A 20,829-nucleotide genomic window follows, 5' to 3' on the forward strand; every position below is an offset into this window, starting at 1 on the left:
TTGATGCGTAGAATTGCTTTTTATCTTTTCTATGATGAAAACGGTGAAGTTGATGATTACATTCCTGTAAAGCTTAGTGCGTTGCAAGAATTCGTTAAAGATATCATTGTTATTTCGAATTCTAAAATGACAGCTGCAGGGCGTGCTAAACTCGAAGGCATTGGCGCTAAAGTTATTTGTCGTGAAAATGTCGGCTTTGACGTCTGGGGTTATAAAGAAGGTATTGAATCGGTTGGCTATGATCGTCTGGCTAAGGATTATGATGAAGCAATCCTCCTTAATTATACCTTTTTCGCACCAATTTTCCCGTTTTCTGAATTATTTGATGAGATGTCTGAAAGGGAATGTGACTTTTGGGGCATCAGTGAACATGATGAAATGGTCCCTAACCCGTTCACTGGGGTAGGCGTATTACCGCGTCATATTCAGTCTCATTTTATTGCCGTACGCAAGAAAATGTTAGGCTCGCTTGAATTTAAGAAGTATTGGCAAGATATGCCAATGATTAAAAGCTACACCGATTCAGTTCTTCGTCACGAATCACGTTTTACAAATCATTTTGAATCTATGGGCTTTGTATCATCTGTTTACATCAATAACGATGACTACCCATCAGCATATCCGACATTTATTGATGTTAAGCAGACTATTGAAAATAGATCTCCAATTCTTAAGCGTCGTCTTTTCTTCCACGATCCAATGTGGCTTGACATTAACTGTGTTGACTTGCGTGGAACGATAGAAACGATTGAAAAGACTAGCGATTACGATCTCGCCCTTATCAATCAAAACATCAACCGTACGGTTAAACCAAGAGTTCTTTATACTAACCTGGAACAATTGAGAATCGTTCCTGATAATTATCTTTCCCCAGAATATACTGACATTATCAGCAATGAACCTAAGATTGCTGTAATTGCGCATGTTTTTTATTCTGATATGTGGGAAGAAATTTATGATTACATAAAAAACATTCCTTATAAGTACGACCTGTATATTTCAACTTCAAGCGATGAAGATGCGGATATCCTCAAGGAAAAAACAGAGAGTATTGGCTCGCCTGTTGATATTCGTGTTGTTGAAGAGAACCGTGGCCGCGATATGTCTTCACTGTTCATTACCTTCAAAGATATTGGCGTTAGTGACAAATATGACTATGTCTGCCGCGTTCATTCCAAAAAGTCACCACAAAATGGTTTCTCGCGTGCAGATTCATTTAAAAAGCATCTCTACCAAAACCTTCTTGGGTCACCGGAATACATCAGCAACCTTATCGGCTTGATGAATAAAAATAGTGATATTGGGCTAGTATTCCCTCCATTGGTTCATATTGGTTACCCAACGATGGGCCATGCCTGGTTTGCTAACTACGCACCAACAGCTGCGCTATGTAAAAAATTGGGTATCGAGGTTCCTTTAGATGACGATACTCCTGTCGCAGCCTTCGGTACAATGTTCTGGTTTAGGCCCGCTGCCTTGCGTCCTCTATTTGAGCACAACTGGAAGTGGACAGAGTTCAATGCGGAACCTGCTCACGTCGATGGCGGTTTGTCGCATGTTCTGGAGCGGATAATCAGTTATGTATCAAAAAATGAAGGTTTCAGCGTATATAGCGTCATGACACCGAAGCAGGCGGAAAAGAATTATACGAAGTTGGAATTTAAGCATCAAAAAATCATGTCAACACTTCCAAATGGTGACGTGAATTGGCAATACACAAGTTTGCGTGACTTATTTATAGACGCTAAAACGGGCAGGCCAGAGTTTAATGCTGTACTAAGTGGGTGCACGAAACTCCTGTTTAGCTCATTTCGACGTACCTTGTGGGAGAAATATCCCCGTGTCTCGAAATTGATGTATGGACCTTATCGTCTGACAAAAAAGATCTATAAACTCGCTAAATTTAAGAAGAAAAATTGATTATGAAAATTGCTGTTACTGGTGCCGGTGGTTACATCGGAAAACATGTTGTAAAAGCCTTATCTTCAATGGGCCATGAGGTTATTGCTATAACATATCCAAATTCCAATAATACCCTGACAGGGAGTATTATTGAGATGGATATTTTGTCTGCAACCGATAATGAGATTAATGAAGTATTCAGCGGATTCGATGCTGTGCTTCATTTAGCCTGGAGCGCAGGCTTCAATCACCACGATCAAGGGCATATTGCCAATGTCATGGGGCACTATCGTTTCCTGAAGGCACTTATTGGTGCTGGCGTAAACAATATTTCTGTTGCTGGTACCATGCATGAAATTGGCTACCATGTCGGCGAGATCACTGAAAATACGACATGTAACCCTAGTAATCCGTATGGTATTGCAAAGAATTTTTTACGCCAGGCATGTACCTACGAAATGGAAAAAGCCAACGTACCACTTAAATGGTTACGGATGTATTACATCCTTGGTGATGATAGAAATAGTAACTCTATTTTTTCTAAAATTATTGCAGCCGAAGACGCTGGGAAAGAAACCTTCCCTCTTAATAGCGGCGAAATGCTCTACGATTTTATTGATATTGAGTGTCTGGCTCAACAAATTGCTGCCGCGACTGTTCAAACTGATATTTGTGGAATTATTAACTGTAGCAGCGGCAAACCAAGAAGCTTGCGCACGATGGTAGAAGGTTTCATTGCTCAGCATAAAATGAAAATTAAGCCGGAGTATAACGTTTTCCCTGCACGGGCATATGATTCTCCAGCTATCTGGGGTAATAGCAGTAAAATTGAAGAAATAATGGCAAATGGCCACAGCGATGATAAACAACGATAATTCGCAGGAGTTTAAGGTAACGGCTGTAATTGTAACCTACAATCCTGTAATTTCTAACCTTTCATCCCTGGTATCAGCATTACAACGGCAAGTAAGCAATACGATCATTGTCGACAATGGAAGTAATAACGCTAATGAAATTGCCATAATTAAAGAAGAGCTGCCGGGCATTCATCTTTTATTACTTCCGAATAATGTTGGCATTGCCGCTGCGCAAAATATTGGTATTCGTCAAGGCCTGAGCAATAGTGATGACTTTACGCTTTTCTTTGATCAAGACAGTACTGTAACGGATGATTTTGTTTTGAAAATGGTTAAAGATTTTCTTACCATTAAGCAAAAAAATAATATAGGTGCACTCGGGCCTACTTTACAGGACAGTCGCTATAAGAAAATCTACCCAGTTATTCATTTGTCTAAACATGGTTTGCGAACGAAAATTATCCCAGACCCACAGACAACTCAACCTCTCGAGGTATCTTGCATTATTGCGTCTGGCTGTTTAATCGATAATGCAGTGCTCATCGAAGGTAACTTAATGGATGAGTCACTGTTTATTGACTATGTTGATACAGAGTGGTGTTTGAGGATAATTGAACGTGGGTATAAAATCTTTGTTACGCCCAATGTGATAATGCAGCATGAAATAGGTGATATGCATATATCCCTATTTCGATTTGTCATTCCGGTTCATTCCCCCTGGCGCCGTTATTTTCGCGTCAGAAATGGATTCTATCTTCTTTTAATGCCACATGTTCCCAAGTTAATATCGTGCAGGGAAATTGTTTTTTCATTTATCCATCAGGTAATTCTTTTTGTTGCTAAAAGAGATGTGGGATATTTGAAATACTATTTAAAATCTGTTCGCGATGGTTTAAAAAATATTTATGCTACATATCATAATCGTAAGTCATAATCATGATGACTATGTTATTCCCTTGGTCAATAAGCTACATAGACAGCAAGGGGAAAGCTTTCTTATTTATGTAAAAGATAATGTTAATAGCGAACGGTTAAACAAATTTTGTGCTGATAGTAATGTTATATATCTGCGTTCAGATATAAGGGCAGGTTTTGCCCAAAATAATAACTTAGCTGTTGAGTATATACATAATAATAGAAAAATTGATGATGACGACTATTTCTTATTTGTCAATCCCGATGTACTTATTGAGCCATGTGTCATCGAGGATATCAATAAAGAAGTAGGTATTCATCGCTATGATATGTTTACAATCGATCTCTACAAAAATTTAGATATGTCAGTACGAGATCCGTCGGTTAGAAAGTTTCCAACAATTTTCAATTTCCTGACGTCATATATTCTGGGTTTCAATAATAGTATTATAGATCGTTCAAACATTTACCAGCCACAGCATGTAGACTGGTGTGCTGGTTCATTCTTGGGTGTTAAATCTGATGTATTTAAAAAACTCAAGGGATTTGATGAAAACTTCTTTATGTATTGTGAAGATTTAGATCTTTGCATACGTGCGAAGGCATTAGGGTTTAATCTTTATTATTTGCCAGGGATTAAAGCCGTTCATTTTTGCCAGAATGAAAATAGAAAGCTTGTCAGTAAAAACTTTATGTGGCATCTGAAAAGTATTGGTTACATATATTGGAAGCGGGTATGTGGTAGATTCCGTGCTAATAAAATACTAACTTAAATAAAATATGGACAGTAATGCATATGCAGCGCTTCTTTTTTATTGATTTTATTCGTGCAATATCATTTCTCGCCGTAGTACTTTTCCATTTTAATATGGAAATATCTATGAACTATGCGGGCCAGAATATGATTGGCAGTTTAGTTTACGGTGGTCAGACCGTCGGCGATATGGCCATTTCGCTGTTTATTATCGTCTCTGGTTTTTCGTTGGTTGTAAGCACTGGCGGAAAATTAGATGTTGTTCGCTTTTTCAAGAAAAGAATTGTCGCGATCTACCCCGCTTTTTGGGTCGTATATTGTATAGTCGCTGTCTTTATTTTTATTGCTAACAGCGGGTTTGTGGGTGACGGTAAACACTGGAAGTTTATTCTATCACTTCTTGGCCTCGATGGTTTCTTCTTGTATCGTATGGCCAACTATTACTTGGTTGGTGAATGGTATTCGGGCTACATGATTCTTACTTATCTGTTTTTCCCGATACTTTTTAAAGGCCTATTAAACTGGCCTAAAATTACGATAACACTGTTAGTTCTCATAATGTTGGGATTGTCTGTAAACTATACATCGCTATTTTCAGTTTATATCAACTGTAACCCTATAATGCGATTGCCAGATTTTTTCTTTGGCATGTTATACGGATTCTATTTTGTTAAATCACAAAATGCCCGGAGAATATTATTCCTAACTGGTATAATTATACTGTGCATGTTGATTTTGTTATTGCAAAATAAAATCTATTCACAATTGTATATGTTGTTATTCGGTTGCTCTATATTTTGCCTGCTGGCTATGTTGCCAGATGGATTAAAAAATATTGCTTCATTACGTGTCCCAATAGATTTTACAGCCAAATATTCGTTTGTTGCTTTTCTGTACCACCATCAGATTTTATATTTCTTATTTAAAATTATTGATTTCAAAAAACTCAATTTTGGTGAAACATTGTTCTTCTACGTCATCATCGTTGGACTGAGCCTTGTTGCCGCTTATTTGACCGACCCTTTGATTAAAAAGGTGAGTGGGGCGATGAGCAGAAAGCTAAAATTGAGTTAAGTGTGCTTCCTAACACTTTAGTTGTTGCAATGATGTTTTTTTTTGTTTTGAATGTCAGCCATTGCTCTATTTCATACCATGAATAATTTTTGAAGCCATGGCGCAGTGGCCGTGGTGGCACACACCTGACAGGAGTATGTAATGTCCAAACAGCAGATCGGCGTTGTTGGTATGGCCGTGATGGGGCGCAACCTGGCGCTGAACATCGAAAGCCGTGGCTATACCGTTTCCGTATTCAACCGCTCCCGTGAGAAGACTGAAGAAGTCGTCGCAGAGAACCCAGGCAAGAAGCTGGTTCCATACTACACCGTGAAAGAGTTCGTTGAGTCTCTCGAAACACCACGTCGCATCCTGTTAATGGTGCAAGCGGGCGCTGGCACTGATGCTGCTATCGACTCCCTGAAGCCTTATCTCGACAAAGGCGACATCATCATCGATGGCGGTAACACCTTCTTCCAGGACACCATTCGTCGTAACCGCGATCTGTCGGCTGAAGGCTTTAACTTCATCGGGACCGGTGTTTCCGGCGGTGAAGAGGGCGCCCTGAAAGGCCCATCTATCATGCCTGGCGGCCAGAAAGATGCGTACGAGCTGGTTGCTCCAATTTTGACCAAGATCGCTGCGGTTGCTGAAGACGGCGAACCTTGCGTAACGTATATCGGGCCTGATGGGGCTGGTCACTACGTGAAGATGGTGCACAACGGGATTGAATACGGCGATATGCAGCTGATTGCAGAAGCTTATTCCCTGCTGAAGCACGGTCTGGATCTGTCTAACGAAGAGCTGGCTGAAACCTTCACCGAGTGGAACAAAGGCGAGCTGAGCAGCTACCTGATCGACATCACCAAAGATATCTTCACCAAGAAAGATGAAGAAGGGAAATACCTGGTTGATGTGATTCTGGACGAAGCTGCCAACAAAGGTACCGGCAAATGGACCAGCCAGAGCTCCCTGGATCTCGGCGAGCCGCTGTCCCTGATCACTGAATCCGTATTCGCGCGCTATATCTCTTCTCTGAAAGAGCAGCGTGTGGCGGCGTCTAAAGTGCTGAGTGGCCCGCAGGCCAAGCCATTTACCGGTGACAAAGCTGAGTTTAGCGAGAAAGTTCGTCGCGCACTGTACCTGGGTAAAATCGTATCTTATGCTCAGGGCTTCTCCCAGCTGCGTGCTGCATCTGAAGAGAATAACTGGGATTTGAACTACGGTGAAATCGCGAAGATTTTCCGTGCGGGCTGCATCATTCGTGCCCAGTTCCTGCAGAAAATCACCGATGCCTATGCTGAAACGCCAGCTATTGCGAACCTGCTGTTGGCCCCTTACTTCAAGAAGATTGCCGACGATTACCAGCAGGCCCTGCGTGATGTGATCTCTTACGCTGTGCAGAACGGTATCCCAACGCCGACCTTCTCCGCGGCGATAGCCTACTACGACAGCTACCGCGCAGCGGTTCTGCCGGCTAACCTGATCCAGGCTCAGCGTGACTACTTCGGGGCGCATACCTACAAGCGTACCGATAAAGAAGGTGTGTTCCACACCGAATGGCTTGATTAATAGCCAGCCCACAGTAAACAAAAGGCCGCATTAGCGGCCTTTTTTACATCTGTTCCCGGGCTTATTTATGCCGGGCCCGTAAATTCTCAATTACCGTACTCAAGTCCAAATCCTGATCCTGCAGCAGCACCAGCAGGTGATACATCAAGTCAGAAGCTTCGTTGGTCAGTTCGTGACGATCGTTCACGGTTGCTGCCAGCGCGGTTTCCACGCCTTCTTCACCCACTTTCTGCGCAATACGCTTGGTGCCGCTGGCGTACAGTTTGGCGGTATAGGAACTGGCGGGATCGGCAGTTTTCCGCGAGGCCAGCAACTGTTCAAGTTCAAACAGGAAAAGCCAGTCGTGGTGAGTACCCCCAAAGCAGCTTGAGGTGCCGAGGTGGCAGGTTGGGCCGATGGGATTCACCAGCACCAGCAACGTGTCGTTATCGCAGTCTGGCGCAATACGTACCACGTTCAGGAAATGGCCTGACGTTTCACCTTTGGTCCACAGGCGCTGTTTGGTGCGCGAGAAGAAGGTCACTTTGCCGCTTTCCTGGGTTTTTGCCAGCGCGTCCTGATTCATATAGCCGAGCATCAGGACTTCACCGGACACCGCGTGCTGAACGATAACCGGCATCAGGCCATCGGTTTTTTCCCAGTCCAGCTGGGCTAGCTGTTGTTCTGTTAACACACTCGAATCTCCACGCCTTGCTGAACCAGATACGCCTTCAGTTCACCAATATTGATAATTTGCTTATGGAACACGGAAGCTGCCAGAGCGCCGTCAACGTCCGCATCGCGGAAGGCCTCATGGAAGTGTTCCATGGTGCCTGCGCCACCTGAGGCGATAAGCGGCACGTGGCACACTTCACGCACTTTCTTCAGTTGCGTCAGGTCATAGCCGTTACGCACGCCATCCTGGTTCATCATATTCAGGACGATTTCCCCGGCGCCGCGCTTCTGCACTTCCTGCACCCAATCCAGCGTTTCCCACTTTGTTACGCGAGTACGGCTTTCGTCGCCGGTGTACTGATTCACGTGGTATTTGCCTGTTTCAGCGTCAAACCAGGTATCAATGCCGACCACGATGCACTGCACGCCGAAGCGATCCGCCAGGCGAGTGATAAGCTCAGGATCGGCCAGAGCAGGGGAGTTAATGGAAATCTTATCCGCTCCGAACGACAGGATCTGCGCGGCATCCTCAACGGATTTAATCCCGCCTGCCACGCAGAAAGGAATATCGATCACTTCCGCCACGCGAGTCACCCAGCTTTTGTCTACCACGCGGCCATCGCTCGAGGCGGTGATATCATAAAACACCAGTTCGTCTGCGCCTTCCTGAGCATAGCGCTGCGCCAGCGGCACGATGTCGCCGATGATTTCGTGATTACGGAATTGCACGCCTTTCACCACCTGGCCGTCACGCACGTCCAGGCAAGGGATTATCCGTTTTGCCAGCATGAAATCGCCTCCTTCACGTTAAATTTACCTTCCAGAAGCGCGCGCCCAACAATCACGCCTTTCACGCCGCTGCCGCGCAGAGCGGCAATATCATCCAGCCCGCCAATACCGCCGGAAGCCTGAAAGGCGACCTGCGGGAAGCGCGCACACACTTCCTGATAAAGCTCGACGTTTGAGCCTGCCAGCGTGCCGTCGCGAGAGATGTCGGTGCACAGCACATGCTTCAGGCCAAACGGCAGGAACTCATCGACAAGCTGTTCCAGCGTGGTGCCGGAGGTTTCCTGCCAGCCGCTCACCGCAACCTGTTTGTTACCTTCGGCATCAATGCGCACGTCCAGCGCCAGCACCAGAGCATCGGCGCCAAAGCGTTTAAACCAGCTTTGTACCAGCGCCGGAGATTTCACCGCGGTGGAGCCAACCACCACGCGAGCGGCACCCGCATCCAGCAGGGCCTCAACGTCCTGCTCGGTACGCACACCGCCGCCAACCTGAACCGGCACGCTCACGCCAGCCAGCAACTTTTGCAGCAAAGGGATTTGCCGGGCCGCCGGATCTTTAGCCCCGGTCAGGTCAACGAGGTGCAGCACTTCCGCACCCTGGGCCTGATAGTCCTGTAAACGTGGAAGCGGACCGCTGCCGTAGTCACGCTGCTGGCCGTAATCTCCCTGATGGAGACGCACCACTTTGCCGTCAATTAAATCAAGAGCCGGAATGATCATCGTCTACATCTCCAGAAAGTTTTTCAGCAGCTGAGCCCCAGCCGCACCGGAACGTTCGGGGTGGAACTGAACGCCCCAGAAATTATCTTTTTGCACCGCCGCAGTGAAGGCTTCACCGTAGTTTGCCTGGGCGATGGTGTTTTCGCAGACCGGCATTGCGTAGCTGTGAACGAAGTAGAAATACGCCCCGTCTTCAATGCCGCGGAACAGGCGGTCGCCCGCCTTCGGGTAAACGCGGTTCCAGCCCATGTGCGGCAGCGGCAGGCCGAAGTCTTTCATCTGCAATACCGGCTGGTCGATAATGCCCAGCATTTCAACGCCGTGGCTTTCGTCACTGCGGCTGCCGAGAAGCTGCATTCCCAGGCAAATGCCCAGCACGGGCTGGGTACAGGCTTTAATCAACTCCACCAAATCGCGCTCAATGATTTGGTTCATGGCCGCCTGTGCAGTGCCTACGCCCGGCAGAAAAAGCTTATCGGCGCGCAGCACTACGTCCGGGTCACGGCTGACCAGCGGCTCATAGCCGTGGCGCTGAATGGCCGATTTCACCGAATGCAGGTTGGCGCAGCCCGTGTCGAGGATCACCACGTTCATCAGAGCACTCCTTTCGAGGAGGGGAGCGTATCGCCCTCTACGCGAATCGCCTGGCGCAGTGTGCGGCCAAAGACTTTAAACAGGCTCTCCACGCGGTGGTGATCGTTCTTGCCTTTGGTCTTCAGGTGCAGCGTCACGCCCATGGTGTAAGAGAGCGAGCGGAAGAAGTGTTCCACCATTTCAGTGCTGAGATCGCCCACGCGCTGGTAGTTGAACTCGGCTTTATATTCGAGGTGCGGCCGGCCGGAGATATCCAGCGCGCAGCGGGCGAGGCATTCGTCCATCGGCAGCACAAAGCCAAAGCGGGTGATGCCACGTTTGTCGCCCAGCGCCAGCTTCAGCGCTTCGCCCAGCGCCAGGCCGGTATCTTCCACGGTGTGGTGATCGTCGATGTATAAATCGCCTTTCACCGCGATCTCCATGCGGAAGCCGCCGTGGGTGCAGATCTGGTCCAGCATGTGATCAAAGAAACCGACGCCGGTGGCGATCTTGCTGCCGCCTTCACGATCCAGCCACACCTTCACGTCAATCTGCGTTTCTTTGGTGTTGCGTTCCACGTGGGCGTAGCGATCGCGCTTAGTGAGTTTCTCGGCGATTTGCTTCCAGTCCAGGCCATCGCTGTTGTAGCGCAGGCCCTGAATGCCCATGTTTGCGGCCAGCTCAATGTCCGTGGCGCGGTCGCCAATCACGTAACTATTGGCTTTATCCAGCGCGCCGTCCTGCAGGTAGCCAGTGACCAGCGCCAGCTTTGGCTTGCGGCAGTCGCAGTTGTCCGCCGGCAGGTGAGGGCAAATCAGCACCTCATCAAAAATAATGTCCTGTGAGGTCAGCACCTGCATCATCAGGTTGTGCGGGCCGTCGAAATCGGCCTGAGGGAAGCTGGCGGTACCCAGGCCGTCCTGGTTGGTGATCATCACCAGGCGGTAACCCGCCTTTTGCAGCTGCAGCAGAGCCGGGATCACCGCAGGCTCAAAGGCGAGTTTCTCCATGCGGTCGACCTGGTAATCGCTCGGTGGCTCGGAAATCAGGGTCCCGTCGCGGTCAATAAAAAGTACTTTCTGGCTCATTTGCTCTCCGTGGCCTGCAGGCCGGGTTGCTGACGCAGCGCCTCAATGGCGCGCTGGCACTCTTCTCGCGTGCCGATGCTGATGCGCAGGCAGCCGCTTAACGTCGGTTGTTTATTCTGGTCACGTAAGATAATGCCCTGATCCCACAGCGATTTAAAGACTGCGCTGGAGGCGGTCATTCTGGCGATGACGTAGTTGGTTTCGCTGTCGAAAACCTGCTCAACGCAAGGGACGCTTTTCAGCTCATTGATCAGATACTGGCGATTAAGCAGCACTTCGGCCACGCGCTCACGCATCGCGTTGATGCCCTGCGGGCTTAGCGCCTGGGCGGCGATGTCAGCTACCGGCGTAGAAAGCGGGTAAGGGGCGATGACTTTTAGCAGCAGGTTAATCACTTCCTCATTCGCCAGCGTAAATCCGCAGCGCAGGCCTGCAAGCGCAAATGCTTTGGAGAGCGTCCGCAGCACGACCAGGTTGGGATATTCCTGAAGCCAGCCTGCCAGCGTCGCCTGGGGGCAAAACTCGATATAGGCTTCATCGGCAACGACCAGCGCTTTATCGCGGGTCATTTCCAGCAGTACACGCAGATCCTGCGGATTAATCAACTGGCCGGTTGGGTTGTTTGGGCTGCAAACATAAACAACTTTTACGCCGTCGAGGTTCTCTGCAATCGCCGGAAGATCCAGTTGCCAGTTATCCAGCGTGGCCACGGTGCGGCACTCTACGCCAAAGGTTTCGGCACTGACGGTGTACATGCCGTAGGTCGGCGGGCAATAGAGAATCGCGTCTTTGCCCGGTTCGCAGAACGCGCGAATCAGCAGCTCGATACCTTCATCCGCGCCGCGGCTCACCAAAACCTGCTCAGGCTTCACGCCTGCGTAGCTGGCATAGTTGGCGATGACCTGCTTTGGCTGGCACTCCGGGTAGCGGTTCAGCGTCTGCGTGGTTAACTGGAACTCTACCGGCGTCGGGTATTCGTTGGCGTTCAGCCAGACGTCGCCGTTCCCGCCCAGGCGGCGGGCAGACTGATATGGGGTCAGGGCGCGAACGTTGGCGCGGGCTAACTCTTCGAGGCTCATGCTTGCTCCTTCAGGGCGGCGACGCGGAGGGTAACGGCGTTTTTGTGGGCGGTCAGCTGCTCGGCGGCGGCCAGGGTTTCAATGGTTTTTGCCAGAGAAGCAAAACCCTGCGGAGACAGCTCCTGCACGGTCATGCGCTTCTGAAAGTCCGCCAGCCCGAGGCTTGAGCAGGTGGAGGTGTAACCGTAGGTCGGCAGGACGTGGTTTGTCCCGGAGGCATAATCCCCGGCGGATTCCGGCGACCAGTCGCCCAGAAATACCGAGCCTGCGCTGGTAATATCGTCCACCAGTTCACGGGCGTTGCGGGTCTGAATGATCAGATGCTCAGGACCGTATTGGTTGGAAATCTCAATGCACTGCGCTAAATCACGGGCAACAATTAAGCGGCTGCTTTCCAGCGCTATGCGTGCGGTTTCTGCGCGCGGCAGGGCGGCAAGCTGGCGCTCAACGGCATCGGCAACGGCCTGGGCCATGGTACTGTCCGGGGTCAGCAGAACCACCTGAGAATCCGGGCCGTGTTCCGCCTGAGAAAGCAGGTCGGAGGCGACAAAGTCAGGCGTGGCGCCGCTGTCGGCGATCACCAGCACTTCCGATGGGCCAGCAGGCATATCAATGGCCGCGCCGTCGAGGCGCTGGCTGACCTGGCGCTTTGCTTCGGTAACGAAGGCGTTGCCTGGCCCAAAAATCTTGTCCACTTTAGGAATGCTTTCCGTACCGAGCGCCAACGCTGCGATAGCCTGGGCACCGCCGACCTGAAACACTTCCTGCACGCCGCAGAGCTGGGCCGCGTAAAGGATCTCATCGGCAATCGGCGGCGGGGAGCAAAGCACCACTTTTTTGCAGCCCGCGATGCGGGCAGGCGTGGCCAGCATCAGCACGGTGGAGAACAGCGGGGCGGATCCACCTGGAATGTACAGGCCCACGGAGGCTACAGGGCGAGTCACCTGCTGGCAGCGCACGCCGGGCATGGTTTCCACATCCACCGGGGCAAGCTGCTGCGCGAGGTGGAATTTTTCGATGTTAGCGACGGCCACGGCCATCGCCTCTTTAATCTCGTTGCCGAGTCTCGCGACGGCTTCATCGATTTGCTGCTGAGTGACCTGCAGCTGCTTCACTTCAGTTTTATCGAACTTCGCGCTGTATTCACGCAGGGCTGCATCGCCGTTGCTCTTAACGTTGTTCAGGATTTCCGCCACGGTGCGAGTGATGCTGTCCGAAGCGGAGATAGCCGGGCGCATTAGCAGCGCGCGTCGCGCGGCTTCGTCGCAGTCGTTCCAGTTAATCAGCGTGTTGAAGTTGCTCATCACATCACTCCATCATCTTCTCAATCGGCAGCACCAGAATGGAACTGGCACCCAGCGCCTTCAGTTTTTCCATGGTTTCCCAGAACAGCGTTTCGCTGCTCACCATGTGCATCGCCACGCGCTGCTGATCGCCAGCCAGCGGCAGAATGGTTGGACGCTCGGCGCCCGGCAGCAGGGCAATCACTTCATCCAGGCGCTCGGTTGGGGCGTGCATCATGATGTATTTGGACTCGCGAGCCTGAATCACGCCCTGGATACGGGTCAGCAGTTTGTCGATCAGCTGCTGCTTGGCCGCCGGCATTTCGCCGTCACGCTGGATCAGGCAGGCTTTGGAGCGGTAGATAACTTCGACTTCACGCAGCCCGTTGGCTTCAAGGGTTGCGCCGGTAGACACCAGGTCGCAGATGGCATCGGCCAGACCGGCGCGTGGGGCCACTTCTACCGAGCCGTTCAGCAGGCAGGATTTAAACTGCACGCCTTTCTGGTCTAGGTAGCGCTTCAGCAGGTGCGGGTAAGAAGTCGCAATGCGTTTGTTGTTGAGGCTGGCCGGGCCATCCCACGGCTCGTCTACGGCGGTGGCCAGCGACAGGCGGCAGCCGCCAAAGTCCAGGCGACGCAGCGTGTAATAACGCGGATCTTCGCCCTGAGCGCGGCGCGTCAGCAGCTCTTCTTCGAGCACGTTTTCACCGATGATGCCGAGGTCTACGACACCGTCCATCACCAGCCCTGGAATGTCGTCATCACGCACGCGCAGGATGTCGATGGGCATGTTTTCGGCCAGCGCAATCAGGCGTTGGGTGTGCAGGTTAATTTTTATGCCGCAGCGGGCGAGTAATTCGCGTGAATCATCGCTAAGACGGCCAGATTTCTGCATAGCTATGCGTAAACGGTTGTTGTCGGTCATCGGTAGTTACCCCTTATCAATTCCTGTCTGACGCCCAATAAAAAAGCCCCCGGAAGATATCTTCCGGGGGCTTTTTCTCGCGTTCACGCACCACTGGAAGATCTTTTCGTCTCCCAGCACCAATCGCCTGAAAGACTAGTCAGGGTGATGGTGATGATGGTGGTTTTTAAACTGAGCGCGTGTCATAAAATTCTCGTATGAATGACTATTCATTATGTGCCAATTAACGTAAACCAGATGACGCACCGAGCGCAAGGGGTTTTTTCCTCGCTGATTAATATTCTGTAAGACTGAGGGAATTGTCAGTTCTGCCCGGGTGGCGTAGCCTTAACGGAGAGCTAAATTCACTCGTCAGAAGATAATGCTGCAAGGTCAGGAGACAAGGCATGAAAAGGGTCGCAATAGTCGGATTGGGGTGGTTGGGTATGCCGCTGGCGCTCTCATTGTCAGCGCGCGGTTATCAGGTCACCGGCAGCAAAACCACGCTGGATGGCGTAGAAGCAGCTCGCATGTGCGGGATCGAAAGTTACCGGCTGAATCTGCAGCCGGAACTGGTTTGCGACAGTGAGGACCTGGAAGCGCTGCTGAACGTTGACGCGTTAGTGGTGACGCTGCCCGCCCGACGCACTGGAGAAGGCGATGATTTTTATCTGCAGGCGGTGCAGGAAATAGTCGACAGCGCGCTGGTGCATTCCGTGCCGCGCATTATTTTTACCAGCTCGACCTCCGTGTATGGGGAAGGCGAGGGTAGCGTAAAAGAGACGTCCCCGCTTAAACCTGTCACCGCCAGCGGGAAAGTGCTTAAAGAGCTGGAAGACTGGTTGCACAAACTCCCGGGGACGTCCGTGGATATCCTCCGTCTCGCGGGGCTGGTGGGGCCGGAACGCCATCCTGGGCGTTTTTTAGCGGGGAAAAGGGACGTGGCAAACGGGCAGCACGGCGTAAATCTCGTGCATCTGGAAGATGTGATTTCGGCCATCACGCTGCTGCTTCAGGCACCTAAAGGCGGGCGAGTCTATAATCTTTGTGCTCCGGCCCACCCAACGCGGGAAGAATTTTATTCGCTTATGGCGCGGCAAATTGGCCTTGAGGCCCCGTCGTTCCGTAAAGACGCGGCAACCGGCCACGGCAAGCTGATTGACGGCAGCCGCATCTGTAATGAGCTAGGCTTCGACTATCAATATCCTAATCCGCTGCTTATGCCTATGCAGTAAATTCAGCCGCACATCCGGGAGTGAGTATGAAACCTTTGCTGGAGGTCCTGATCATTCTCGATGCGCTGGATAAAGAAGGGAGTTTTGCTGCGGCGGCGGCAAAGCTCTTTAAAACCCCTTCGGCGCTGAGCTACAGCGTGCAAAAGCTGGAAAGCGACCTCAATATTCAAATCCTCGATCGCAGCGGCCACCGGGCGCGCTTTACGCGAACCGGCCAGCTCCTGCTGGAAAAAGGCAGGGAAATTCTGCATTCGGTACGCGAGCTGGAAAAGCAGGCGATCAAACTCCAGCAGGGCTGGGAACACGAACTCACCATCGGTGTGGACAATGCCTTTCCCTTTTCCCTGCTGACGCCCTTAATCGAGGCGTTCTATCAAAGCTACAGCGTAACGCGGCTAAAATTTATCAACGATGTGCTTGGCGGCTCGTGGGAAGCGCTCACGGAAGGGCGGGCGGACATTATTGTCGGGGCGATGAGCGAGCCGCCTTCGCTGAGCGGTTTTGGCTTTACGCTTCTGGGCCGCCTGGAGATCGTCTTTGTTGTCGCCCCACATCATTCGCTGGCGAAAGCGGAGGAGCCCCTGCCCAGACGGCTGGTTAAGCAGTCCCGGGCGGTGGTCGTCGGAGACACCTCCAGAATCGAGTCCGCCCGAGCGCTGCATTTGCTTGAAGAGCAGGAGGCGATCACCGTGTTTGATTTCAAAACCAAGCTCGAGCTGCAAATCAGCGGCATTGGCTGCGGGTATATGCCGCGCTATATGGCGCAGCGCTATATTGAGAGTGGTGCGCTGGTGGAAAAACAGGTTGCGGGGCAGGTGTCTTATGTACCGGTTTGGATAGGCTGGAATGAGCAAACGGCCGGGCTTGCCAGCGAATGGTGGCGAGAAAAAATCGTCGCCGACCCGCATATCGCCCAGGTGTATTTGCCAGTAGAAAAATAGTGCCTTTTTGACTGGCGGGATTTTACTAACCTGGCTATGTTGAATGGCAGTCAGGCAGTGCGTTATGGCAGCGATGTGCCGGAACGGGATTATCTTCTTCTGCCGTGCTGGATGTGGGAGATTTTACTTCCGCCAGGCGCTGAAAAAGAAATTGCCAAAGATGGCTTTAACATCTTGTCATTGTGCCTTCGTATGGTGCAAAATACGCGGCCTGCAAAAGAGAAAACTAACCGACGTTTAAGAGACGTCGGTTATTTTTTTGCAATCAATTAAGTCAGACAAACGGCATTTGCCAAAAAAACCAAGAGGCCGGGCTTCGTACCGGATAGATACTAGCTTTTAAAAAACGACAGTCGTGTCGCCGAGGAAATTAAGATGGGGCAGATTTTTGCTTTTGCGCAGGCTTTCTCCACTGAGGGAAACAACCATGTCGCTTAACGTCACCGCAGGTGCAAACACCCGCCCAGGTCTGCGTAAGACCCTGACGCTGGTACCGGTAGTCATGATGGGCCTTGCCTACATGCAGCCGATGACCTTGTTTGATACTTTCGGTATTGTTTCCGGGATGACCGATGGCCATGTGCCGACGGCTTATGCCTTTGCTCTGGTGGCGATCCTGTTCACCGCGCTGAGCTATGGCAAGCTGGTGCGTCGTTTCCCGTCTGCGGGTTCCGCTTATACCTACGCCCAAAAATCCATTAACCCGCTGGTCGGTTTTATGGTGGGCTGGTCGTCGCTGCTGGACTACCTGTTCGCGCCGATGATTAACATCCTGCTGGCAAAAATCTACTTTGAAGCGCTGGTGCCTGAGGTGCCGTCGTGGATCTTCGTGGTCGTGCTGGTCGGCTTTATGACCGTTTCTAACCTGCGCAGCGTTAAAACTGTTGCCAACTTCAACAGCATCATCGTTATCCTGCAGATTCTGCTGATTGCGGTAATCATGGGAATGGTGGTGTACGGCGTTGCGGGCGGTGAAGGTGCGGGTACGCTGACAAGCAGCAAGCCGTTCTGGTCCGAGAACGCGCATATTGTGCCGATGATTACCGGCGCAACAATCCTGTGCTTCTCGTTTACCGGGTTTGACGGCATCAGCAACCTGTCCGAAGAGACCAAGAACGCCGAGCGTGTGATTCCGCGTGCTATCTTCCTGACCGCGTTGATTGGTGGCCTGATTTTCATCGTCTCCACCTATTTCCTGCAGCTGTACTTCCCGGATATCTCTCGCTTCAAGGATCCGGATGCGTCTCAGCCGGAAATCATGCTGTTTGTGGCGGGTAAAGCCTTCCAGGTTGGCGCGCTGATCTTCTCCACCATTACCGTACTGGCTTCCGGTATGGCCGCGCACACTGGCGTTTCCCGCCTGATGTACGTGATGGGCCGTGACGGCGTGTTCCCGAACCGCTTCTTTGGTTATATTCATCCGAAATGGCGTACCCCGGCGTTCAACGTGCTGCTGGTGGGCGCAGTTGCGCTGATGGCTATCGACTTTGACCTGGTTACCGCCACCGCGCTGATTAACTTCGGGGCACTGGTTGCCTTTACCTTCGTTAACCTGTCGGTTATCTCGCAGTTCTGGATCCGCGAAAAGCGCAACAAGACGTTCAAAGATCACCTGAACTTCCTGGTTCTGCCGACGATTGGTGCCCTGACCGTAGGTGCGCTGTGGATTAACCTGGAGCAAAGCTCGATGATCCTCGGCCTGATTTGGGGTGCTATCGGCCTGATTTACGTGGCCTGCGTGACCCGCAGCTTCCGTAACCCGGTGCCTCAGTACAACGAAGACATCGCTTAATCAGTTTCGAAGCAATAAAAATGGCTCCCAATGGGAGCCATTTTTTTGTCTGTCGAAAGGGTTAACCAACCAGATACTGAGCGTATTCAAACAGGGCTTTCAGCAGCGCCATTTTCTCTTTATCCCCTTCATGCTGGTTATACAGCGCTTCCAGTTCAAGGGCATACGCTTGCAGGGCTTCCTGGGAAAGCACGTCCCGGCGATACTGGAGCCAGCGGGTCTGCTCTTCTTCGCTTAATGTGCCCGGCCAGTTGCGCGCGCGGTAGTTGAACAACAGCTTCTCAATGCGCTTATCGGCAAAGGTGATATCCAGCGCCGGCAGATTCTGCGGGTCGGTTTGCAGCACGATACGCATGGCCGCACGGTCAGCGTCACTAAAGAAGCCGTTGTAAAGCTGGGCATCGACGTTATCGGAAGGCACAAACGGCTCGGCTTCGGCAAACAGCGCCACCACCTTCTCACGCACTTCCGGGTGTTCGCGCAGTACTTTCAGGTTATCCAGGCATTGCTGGCGGTTAATGCCGAGGCGTTCAGCATCTTCCGGGCGCAGAGTGTTGGCGACGGCCAGCACCGGACATTTATTCAGATGCACCAGCTTAATCGGCACCGCTGCGTTATCACCCAGTTCGGCTTTGGGTGTGTACAGGCGTTCACGCAGGGTGGCGGCATCCAGCGCCAGCAGCGGCGAGATATCCCCGGCCAGGTCGACCATTATCACCGCATTGCGGTTGTCCGGGTGCCAGGCCAGCGGCGCTATCCAACTGGTATTGCCGCGCTGGGCGCCGAACATGCCGGATACATGGACCAGCGGCTTCATCTGCGGGATATCAATCAGCGTCTGTAACTTCTGCTTTGAGCGATGGCTGTAGAGATACTCAAACAGGCGCGGCTGGCGGGTTTTCACTAGCTGAGCCATCGCGATGGTGGCGTAAACGTCTGACATCGCATCGTGTGCGTTAGCGTGTTCAATGCCGTTGGCTTTGGTCAGGTGCTCAAGGCGGAAGCTCGGCAGCCCGTCCTCATTTTCCGGCCAGACAATGCCTTCGGGACGCAGGGCGTAACAGGCGCGCATCACGTCGAGCAAATCCCAGCGGGAATTGTCGTTCTGCCAGCTCCAGGCATACGGATCGTAAAAGTTACGGTAAAAAATATTCCGCGTCACTTCATCGTCGAAGCGCACGTTGTTGTAGCCCACCACGCAGGTCTTTGGCACCGTGAAGATGTCGTGAATACGCTTCGCGAAGGCCGCTTCGTTCTCGCCGCGCGCCAGTGCCTGCTGGGGCGTTATGCCGGTGATCATCACGGCTTCAGGCTGGGGCAGGTAGTCATCCGCAGGCTTGCAGTAAAACACTTCCGGTTCGCCAATAACGTTAAATTCGCTGTCGGTGCGAATCGCGGCAAACTGGGCCGGTCTGTCCAGCGAAGGGCTTTTGCCGAAGGTTTCGTAATCGTGAAACAGAAAGGTAGCAAGTGAGGCAGAATCGGACACAGAGGTTACCATTGAGCTAGTTATCATCAGACTCAATGGTAAACCATCTGCCGGCGCATCAGAAGGAAAAGCGCGTTTAAGATATGGACCTTTCGGACTTCATTTCCGTCCCGCTAAGCAACTGTTTACCCAGCGCGATGCCGCGTTTTTCAACCTTGTGGTAAAGCGCAACGGCAATCAGCCAGACGGCGGGCAGCGCGATGGCCGTGACTATCAGGAAACGCATCAGCGAAGGCTGATGGGCAAAACCGGTGTAGCGGACGAGCAGGCCGATGGTGGGGAGGACAATCATCAGGTGTAGCAGGTACACCGAATAAGAGACATCCCCCAGAAACAGGCTAAACCGACAGGTGAGCAGCTGGCGAGGTGCCGCCGTGATTCGGCGCAGGCGATTTTCTTTGTCAGGCTGCCAGAGCAGCAGCGTCATGCCGGTAATCATCATGCACTCTGCCACCAGCCGCAGATGGGTTTCGGCGATATGCATCTGCCAGGCAATGACCGGGGCGAGCAGCGCCAGCGCGCAATAGCGCAGGTTTTTTTGCATTACCGCGTGGGATATCAGCATTCCGGCGATAAACAGCGGCAGTTTTATCAGGATCATCGACGGCATAGGAAAGGCGTTGAAGTAGTCCGGGAAGAGCCAGCGGGCCGCCAGGCAAACCACCATCAGCAGCGTCGCGCTAACCGCAAACCCGTAGCGCATCACCAGCAGCATAATGAACGGGAACAGCAGATAAAACTGCATCTCCAGCCCAATGCTCCAGTCTGGCAACACGGTGCGGAAGGACCAGGCCGGTAACAGGCCAAAAATAAACGTCAGATGGCTGAAAATATTCATTGCGGAGTGGTCGGCATAGCGGCTGCTTGCGGTGGCGGTTGTCGGCCAGGCGCTGGCGATAATATCGCGCATTTCGCCGAACCAGCTACCAAAAATCAGCGCAACGACCAGCAGCAAATAATAGAGCGGGGCAATGCGAAAGAAGCGGCGTAGCCAGAATTTGCGAAAGGTATCCGGGCTATTCCACGGCTCTTTTTCCCGACGCTCCTGATAATTTTTTGCCATCAAATACCCTGACAGCAAAATAAATAAATCGACCCCCATCCCCGGATCGTAAAGAAGGGGAATGCGGCACTGCACCAGCAGGCAAATGTGGCCGAGTAAAACCCAAAGCGAGGCCAGCCCTCGCAGCCCCTCCAGCTCAGGAGACCAGCGTTTACTATCCACCATAC

General features: G+C 51.6%; 22 protein-coding genes and 1 other annotated feature. Of the genes, 11 read left to right on the forward strand and 11 right to left on the reverse strand.

Annotated elements, in window-relative coordinates; all coding sequences use genetic code 11:
- The first annotated feature begins 3 nt into the window (after positions 1-3).
- From F3J28_RS02965 to gnd, 6 genes are all read left to right on the forward strand, one after another.
- Complete coding sequence (locus tag F3J28_RS02965) at positions 4-1,920, forward strand: rhamnan synthesis F family protein (protein WP_166872600.1); 1,917 nt, start codon at positions 4-6, stop codon at positions 1,918-1,920.
- Between the two features lie 2 nt (positions 1,921-1,922).
- On the forward strand, positions 1,923-2,777 hold the full coding sequence (locus F3J28_RS02970) for an NAD-dependent epimerase/dehydratase family protein (RefSeq protein WP_166872603.1): 855 nt from the start codon (positions 1,923-1,925) through the stop codon (positions 2,775-2,777).
- Complete coding sequence (locus tag F3J28_RS02975; protein ID WP_166872606.1) at positions 2,749-3,693, forward strand: glycosyltransferase family 2 protein; 945 nt, start codon at positions 2,749-2,751, stop codon at positions 3,691-3,693. Before F3J28_RS02970 ends, F3J28_RS02975 begins: the two co-directional genes overlap by 29 nt.
- Entirely contained in the window at positions 3,665-4,447 is a 783-nt protein-coding gene (locus F3J28_RS02980; RefSeq protein WP_166872609.1) for a glycosyltransferase, read from the forward strand. The genes F3J28_RS02975 and F3J28_RS02980 overlap by 29 nt, the downstream gene beginning before the upstream one ends.
- A 17-nt stretch (positions 4,448-4,464) precedes the next feature.
- On the forward strand, positions 4,465-5,502 hold the full coding sequence (locus tag F3J28_RS02985) for an acyltransferase family protein (RefSeq protein ID WP_166872612.1): 1,038 nt from the start codon (positions 4,465-4,467) through the stop codon (positions 5,500-5,502).
- Between the two features lie 141 nt (positions 5,503-5,643).
- The gene (gene gnd, locus F3J28_RS02990) at positions 5,644-7,053 is read left to right on the forward strand and encodes an NADP-dependent phosphogluconate dehydrogenase (protein ID WP_166872614.1); all 1,410 of its coding nucleotides are present in this window, start codon (positions 5,644-5,646) and stop codon (positions 7,051-7,053) included.
- Between the two features lie 61 nt (positions 7,054-7,114).
- Here the strand turns inward: gnd and hisIE are convergent, their stop codons facing one another.
- From hisIE to hisL, 9 genes are all read right to left on the reverse strand, one after another.
- Positions 7,115-7,726: a bifunctional phosphoribosyl-AMP cyclohydrolase/phosphoribosyl-ATP diphosphatase HisIE gene (hisIE, locus tag F3J28_RS02995; protein WP_166872616.1), complete on the reverse strand. Its 612-nt coding sequence runs from the start codon at positions 7,724-7,726 to the stop codon at positions 7,115-7,117.
- Positions 7,720-8,496, reverse strand: coding sequence for an imidazole glycerol phosphate synthase subunit HisF (gene hisF, locus F3J28_RS03000; RefSeq protein WP_166872619.1), 777 nt, complete (start codon positions 8,494-8,496; stop codon positions 7,720-7,722). The genes hisIE and hisF overlap by 7 nt, the downstream gene beginning before the upstream one ends.
- Positions 8,478-9,215, reverse strand: a complete 738-nt coding sequence (hisA, locus tag F3J28_RS03005; protein WP_166872622.1) for a 1-(5-phosphoribosyl)-5-[(5-phosphoribosylamino)methylideneamino]imidazole-4-carboxamide isomerase — start codon at positions 9,213-9,215, stop codon at positions 8,478-8,480. Before hisA ends, hisF begins: the two co-directional genes overlap by 19 nt.
- 3 nt (positions 9,216-9,218) lie before the next feature.
- Positions 9,219-9,809 carry an imidazole glycerol phosphate synthase subunit HisH gene (hisH, locus tag F3J28_RS03010; protein ID WP_039295104.1) on the reverse strand — a complete coding sequence of 197 codons (591 nt, stop codon included), beginning with the start codon at positions 9,807-9,809 and terminating at the stop codon, positions 9,219-9,221.
- Positions 9,809-10,876 carry a bifunctional histidinol-phosphatase/imidazoleglycerol-phosphate dehydratase HisB gene (gene hisB, locus F3J28_RS03015; RefSeq protein ID WP_166872625.1) on the reverse strand — a complete coding sequence of 356 codons (1,068 nt, stop codon included), beginning with the start codon at positions 10,874-10,876 and terminating at the stop codon, positions 9,809-9,811. The genes hisH and hisB overlap by 1 nt, the downstream gene beginning before the upstream one ends.
- Positions 10,873-11,955, reverse strand: coding sequence for a histidinol-phosphate transaminase (hisC, locus tag F3J28_RS03020; protein ID WP_166872628.1), 1,083 nt, complete (start codon positions 11,953-11,955; stop codon positions 10,873-10,875). Before hisC ends, hisB begins: the two co-directional genes overlap by 4 nt.
- Entirely contained in the window at positions 11,952-13,259 is a 1,308-nt protein-coding gene (gene hisD / locus F3J28_RS03025; protein WP_166872631.1) for a histidinol dehydrogenase, read from the reverse strand. The genes hisC and hisD overlap by 4 nt, the downstream gene beginning before the upstream one ends.
- A gap of 4 nt (positions 13,260-13,263) precedes the next feature.
- Positions 13,264-14,163, reverse strand: coding sequence for an ATP phosphoribosyltransferase (gene hisG, locus F3J28_RS03030; protein ID WP_008455029.1), 900 nt, complete (start codon positions 14,161-14,163; stop codon positions 13,264-13,266).
- A 37-nt stretch (positions 14,164-14,200) separates the two neighbouring features.
- Positions 14,201-14,323: a sequence feature (His leader region), on the reverse strand.
- A complete protein-coding gene (hisL, locus tag F3J28_RS03035) occupies positions 14,299-14,349 on the reverse strand; it encodes a his operon leader peptide (protein ID WP_126358378.1) in 51 nt (16 codons plus the stop codon). Its footprint overlaps the feature before it by 25 nt.
- Positions 14,350-14,549: 200 nt before the next feature.
- On the opposite strand from hisL, the gene F3J28_RS03040 reads away from it, so the two are divergent.
- From F3J28_RS03040 to F3J28_RS03055, 5 genes are all read left to right on the forward strand, one after another.
- Complete coding sequence (locus F3J28_RS03040; RefSeq protein ID WP_166872634.1) at positions 14,550-15,377, forward strand: SDR family oxidoreductase; 828 nt, start codon at positions 14,550-14,552, stop codon at positions 15,375-15,377.
- 26 nt (positions 15,378-15,403) lie between these two features.
- Positions 15,404-16,318 carry a LysR substrate-binding domain-containing protein gene (locus F3J28_RS03045; RefSeq protein ID WP_166872637.1) on the forward strand — a complete coding sequence of 305 codons (915 nt, stop codon included), beginning with the start codon at positions 15,404-15,406 and terminating at the stop codon, positions 16,316-16,318.
- 36 nt (positions 16,319-16,354) lie between these two features.
- Positions 16,355-16,591, forward strand: coding sequence for a hypothetical protein (locus tag F3J28_RS03050; protein WP_166872640.1), 237 nt, complete (start codon positions 16,355-16,357; stop codon positions 16,589-16,591).
- Positions 16,592-16,693: 102 nt separating this feature from the next.
- On the forward strand, positions 16,694-16,756 hold the full coding sequence (locus F3J28_RS22575) for a hypothetical protein (protein ID WP_494493252.1): 63 nt from the start codon (positions 16,694-16,696) through the stop codon (positions 16,754-16,756).
- On the forward strand, positions 16,746-18,110 hold the full coding sequence (locus tag F3J28_RS03055; RefSeq protein WP_166872643.1) for an APC family permease: 1,365 nt from the start codon (positions 16,746-16,748) through the stop codon (positions 18,108-18,110). The genes F3J28_RS22575 and F3J28_RS03055 overlap by 11 nt, the downstream gene beginning before the upstream one ends.
- A 61-nt stretch (positions 18,111-18,171) precedes the next feature.
- Here F3J28_RS03055 and sbcB read toward each other — a convergent pair whose 3' ends face one another.
- On the reverse strand, positions 18,172-19,599 hold the full coding sequence (gene sbcB, locus F3J28_RS03060; RefSeq protein ID WP_166872646.1) for an exodeoxyribonuclease I: 1,428 nt from the start codon (positions 19,597-19,599) through the stop codon (positions 18,172-18,174).
- Positions 19,600-19,675: 76 nt separating this feature from the next.
- Complete coding sequence (locus F3J28_RS03065) at positions 19,676-20,827, reverse strand: acyltransferase family protein (protein ID WP_166872650.1); 1,152 nt, start codon at positions 20,825-20,827, stop codon at positions 19,676-19,678.
- Between the last annotated feature and the right edge of the window lie 2 nt (positions 20,828-20,829).

Source organism: Enterobacter sp. Ap-1006, from assembly GCF_011752835.1.
In the GTDB taxonomy this organism is placed as follows: Bacteria; Pseudomonadota; Gammaproteobacteria; order Enterobacterales; family Enterobacteriaceae; genus Cedecea.

Bases quoted from the DNA above. Each gene is read 5' to 3' on its own strand.
- F3J28_RS03055 (WP_166872643.1), top strand. From the start codon at position 16,746: ATGTCGCTTAACGTCACCGCAGGTGCAAACACCCGCCCAGGTCTGCGT.
- hisC (WP_166872628.1), bottom strand. From the start codon at position 11,955: ATGAGCCTCGAAGAGTTAGCCCGCGCCAACGTTCGCGCCCTGACCCCA.
- hisG (WP_008455029.1), bottom strand. From the start codon at position 14,163: ATGACCGACAACAACCGTTTACGCATAGCTATGCAGAAATCTGGCCGT.
- F3J28_RS02975 (WP_166872606.1), top strand. From the start codon at position 2,749: ATGGCCACAGCGATGATAAACAACGATAATTCGCAGGAGTTTAAGGTA.
- F3J28_RS02980 (WP_166872609.1), top strand. From the start codon at position 3,665: ATGCTACATATCATAATCGTAAGTCATAATCATGATGACTATGTTATT.
- hisD (WP_166872631.1), bottom strand. From the start codon at position 13,259: ATGAGCAACTTCAACACGCTGATTAACTGGAACGACTGCGACGAAGCC.
- F3J28_RS03065 (WP_166872650.1), bottom strand. From the start codon at position 20,827: ATGGTGGATAGTAAACGCTGGTCTCCTGAGCTGGAGGGGCTGCGAGGG.
- F3J28_RS03040 (WP_166872634.1), top strand. From the start codon at position 14,550: ATGAAAAGGGTCGCAATAGTCGGATTGGGGTGGTTGGGTATGCCGCTG.
- hisB (WP_166872625.1), bottom strand. From the start codon at position 10,876: ATGAGCCAGAAAGTACTTTTTATTGACCGCGACGGGACCCTGATTTCC.
- hisF (WP_166872619.1), bottom strand. From the start codon at position 8,496: ATGCTGGCAAAACGGATAATCCCTTGCCTGGACGTGCGTGACGGCCAG.
- F3J28_RS02970 (WP_166872603.1), top strand. From the start codon at position 1,923: ATGAAAATTGCTGTTACTGGTGCCGGTGGTTACATCGGAAAACATGTT.
- F3J28_RS03050 (WP_166872640.1), top strand. From the start codon at position 16,355: ATGTTGAATGGCAGTCAGGCAGTGCGTTATGGCAGCGATGTGCCGGAA.
- hisH (WP_039295104.1), bottom strand. From the start codon at position 9,809: ATGAACGTGGTGATCCTCGACACGGGCTGCGCCAACCTGCATTCGGTG.
- F3J28_RS02985 (WP_166872612.1), top strand. From the start codon at position 4,465: ATGCATATGCAGCGCTTCTTTTTTATTGATTTTATTCGTGCAATATCA.
- gnd (WP_166872614.1), top strand. From the start codon at position 5,644: ATGTCCAAACAGCAGATCGGCGTTGTTGGTATGGCCGTGATGGGGCGC.
- F3J28_RS03045 (WP_166872637.1), top strand. From the start codon at position 15,404: ATGAAACCTTTGCTGGAGGTCCTGATCATTCTCGATGCGCTGGATAAA.
- F3J28_RS02965 (WP_166872600.1), top strand. From the start codon at position 4: ATGCGTAGAATTGCTTTTTATCTTTTCTATGATGAAAACGGTGAAGTT.
- hisA (WP_166872622.1), bottom strand. From the start codon at position 9,215: ATGATCATTCCGGCTCTTGATTTAATTGACGGCAAAGTGGTGCGTCTC.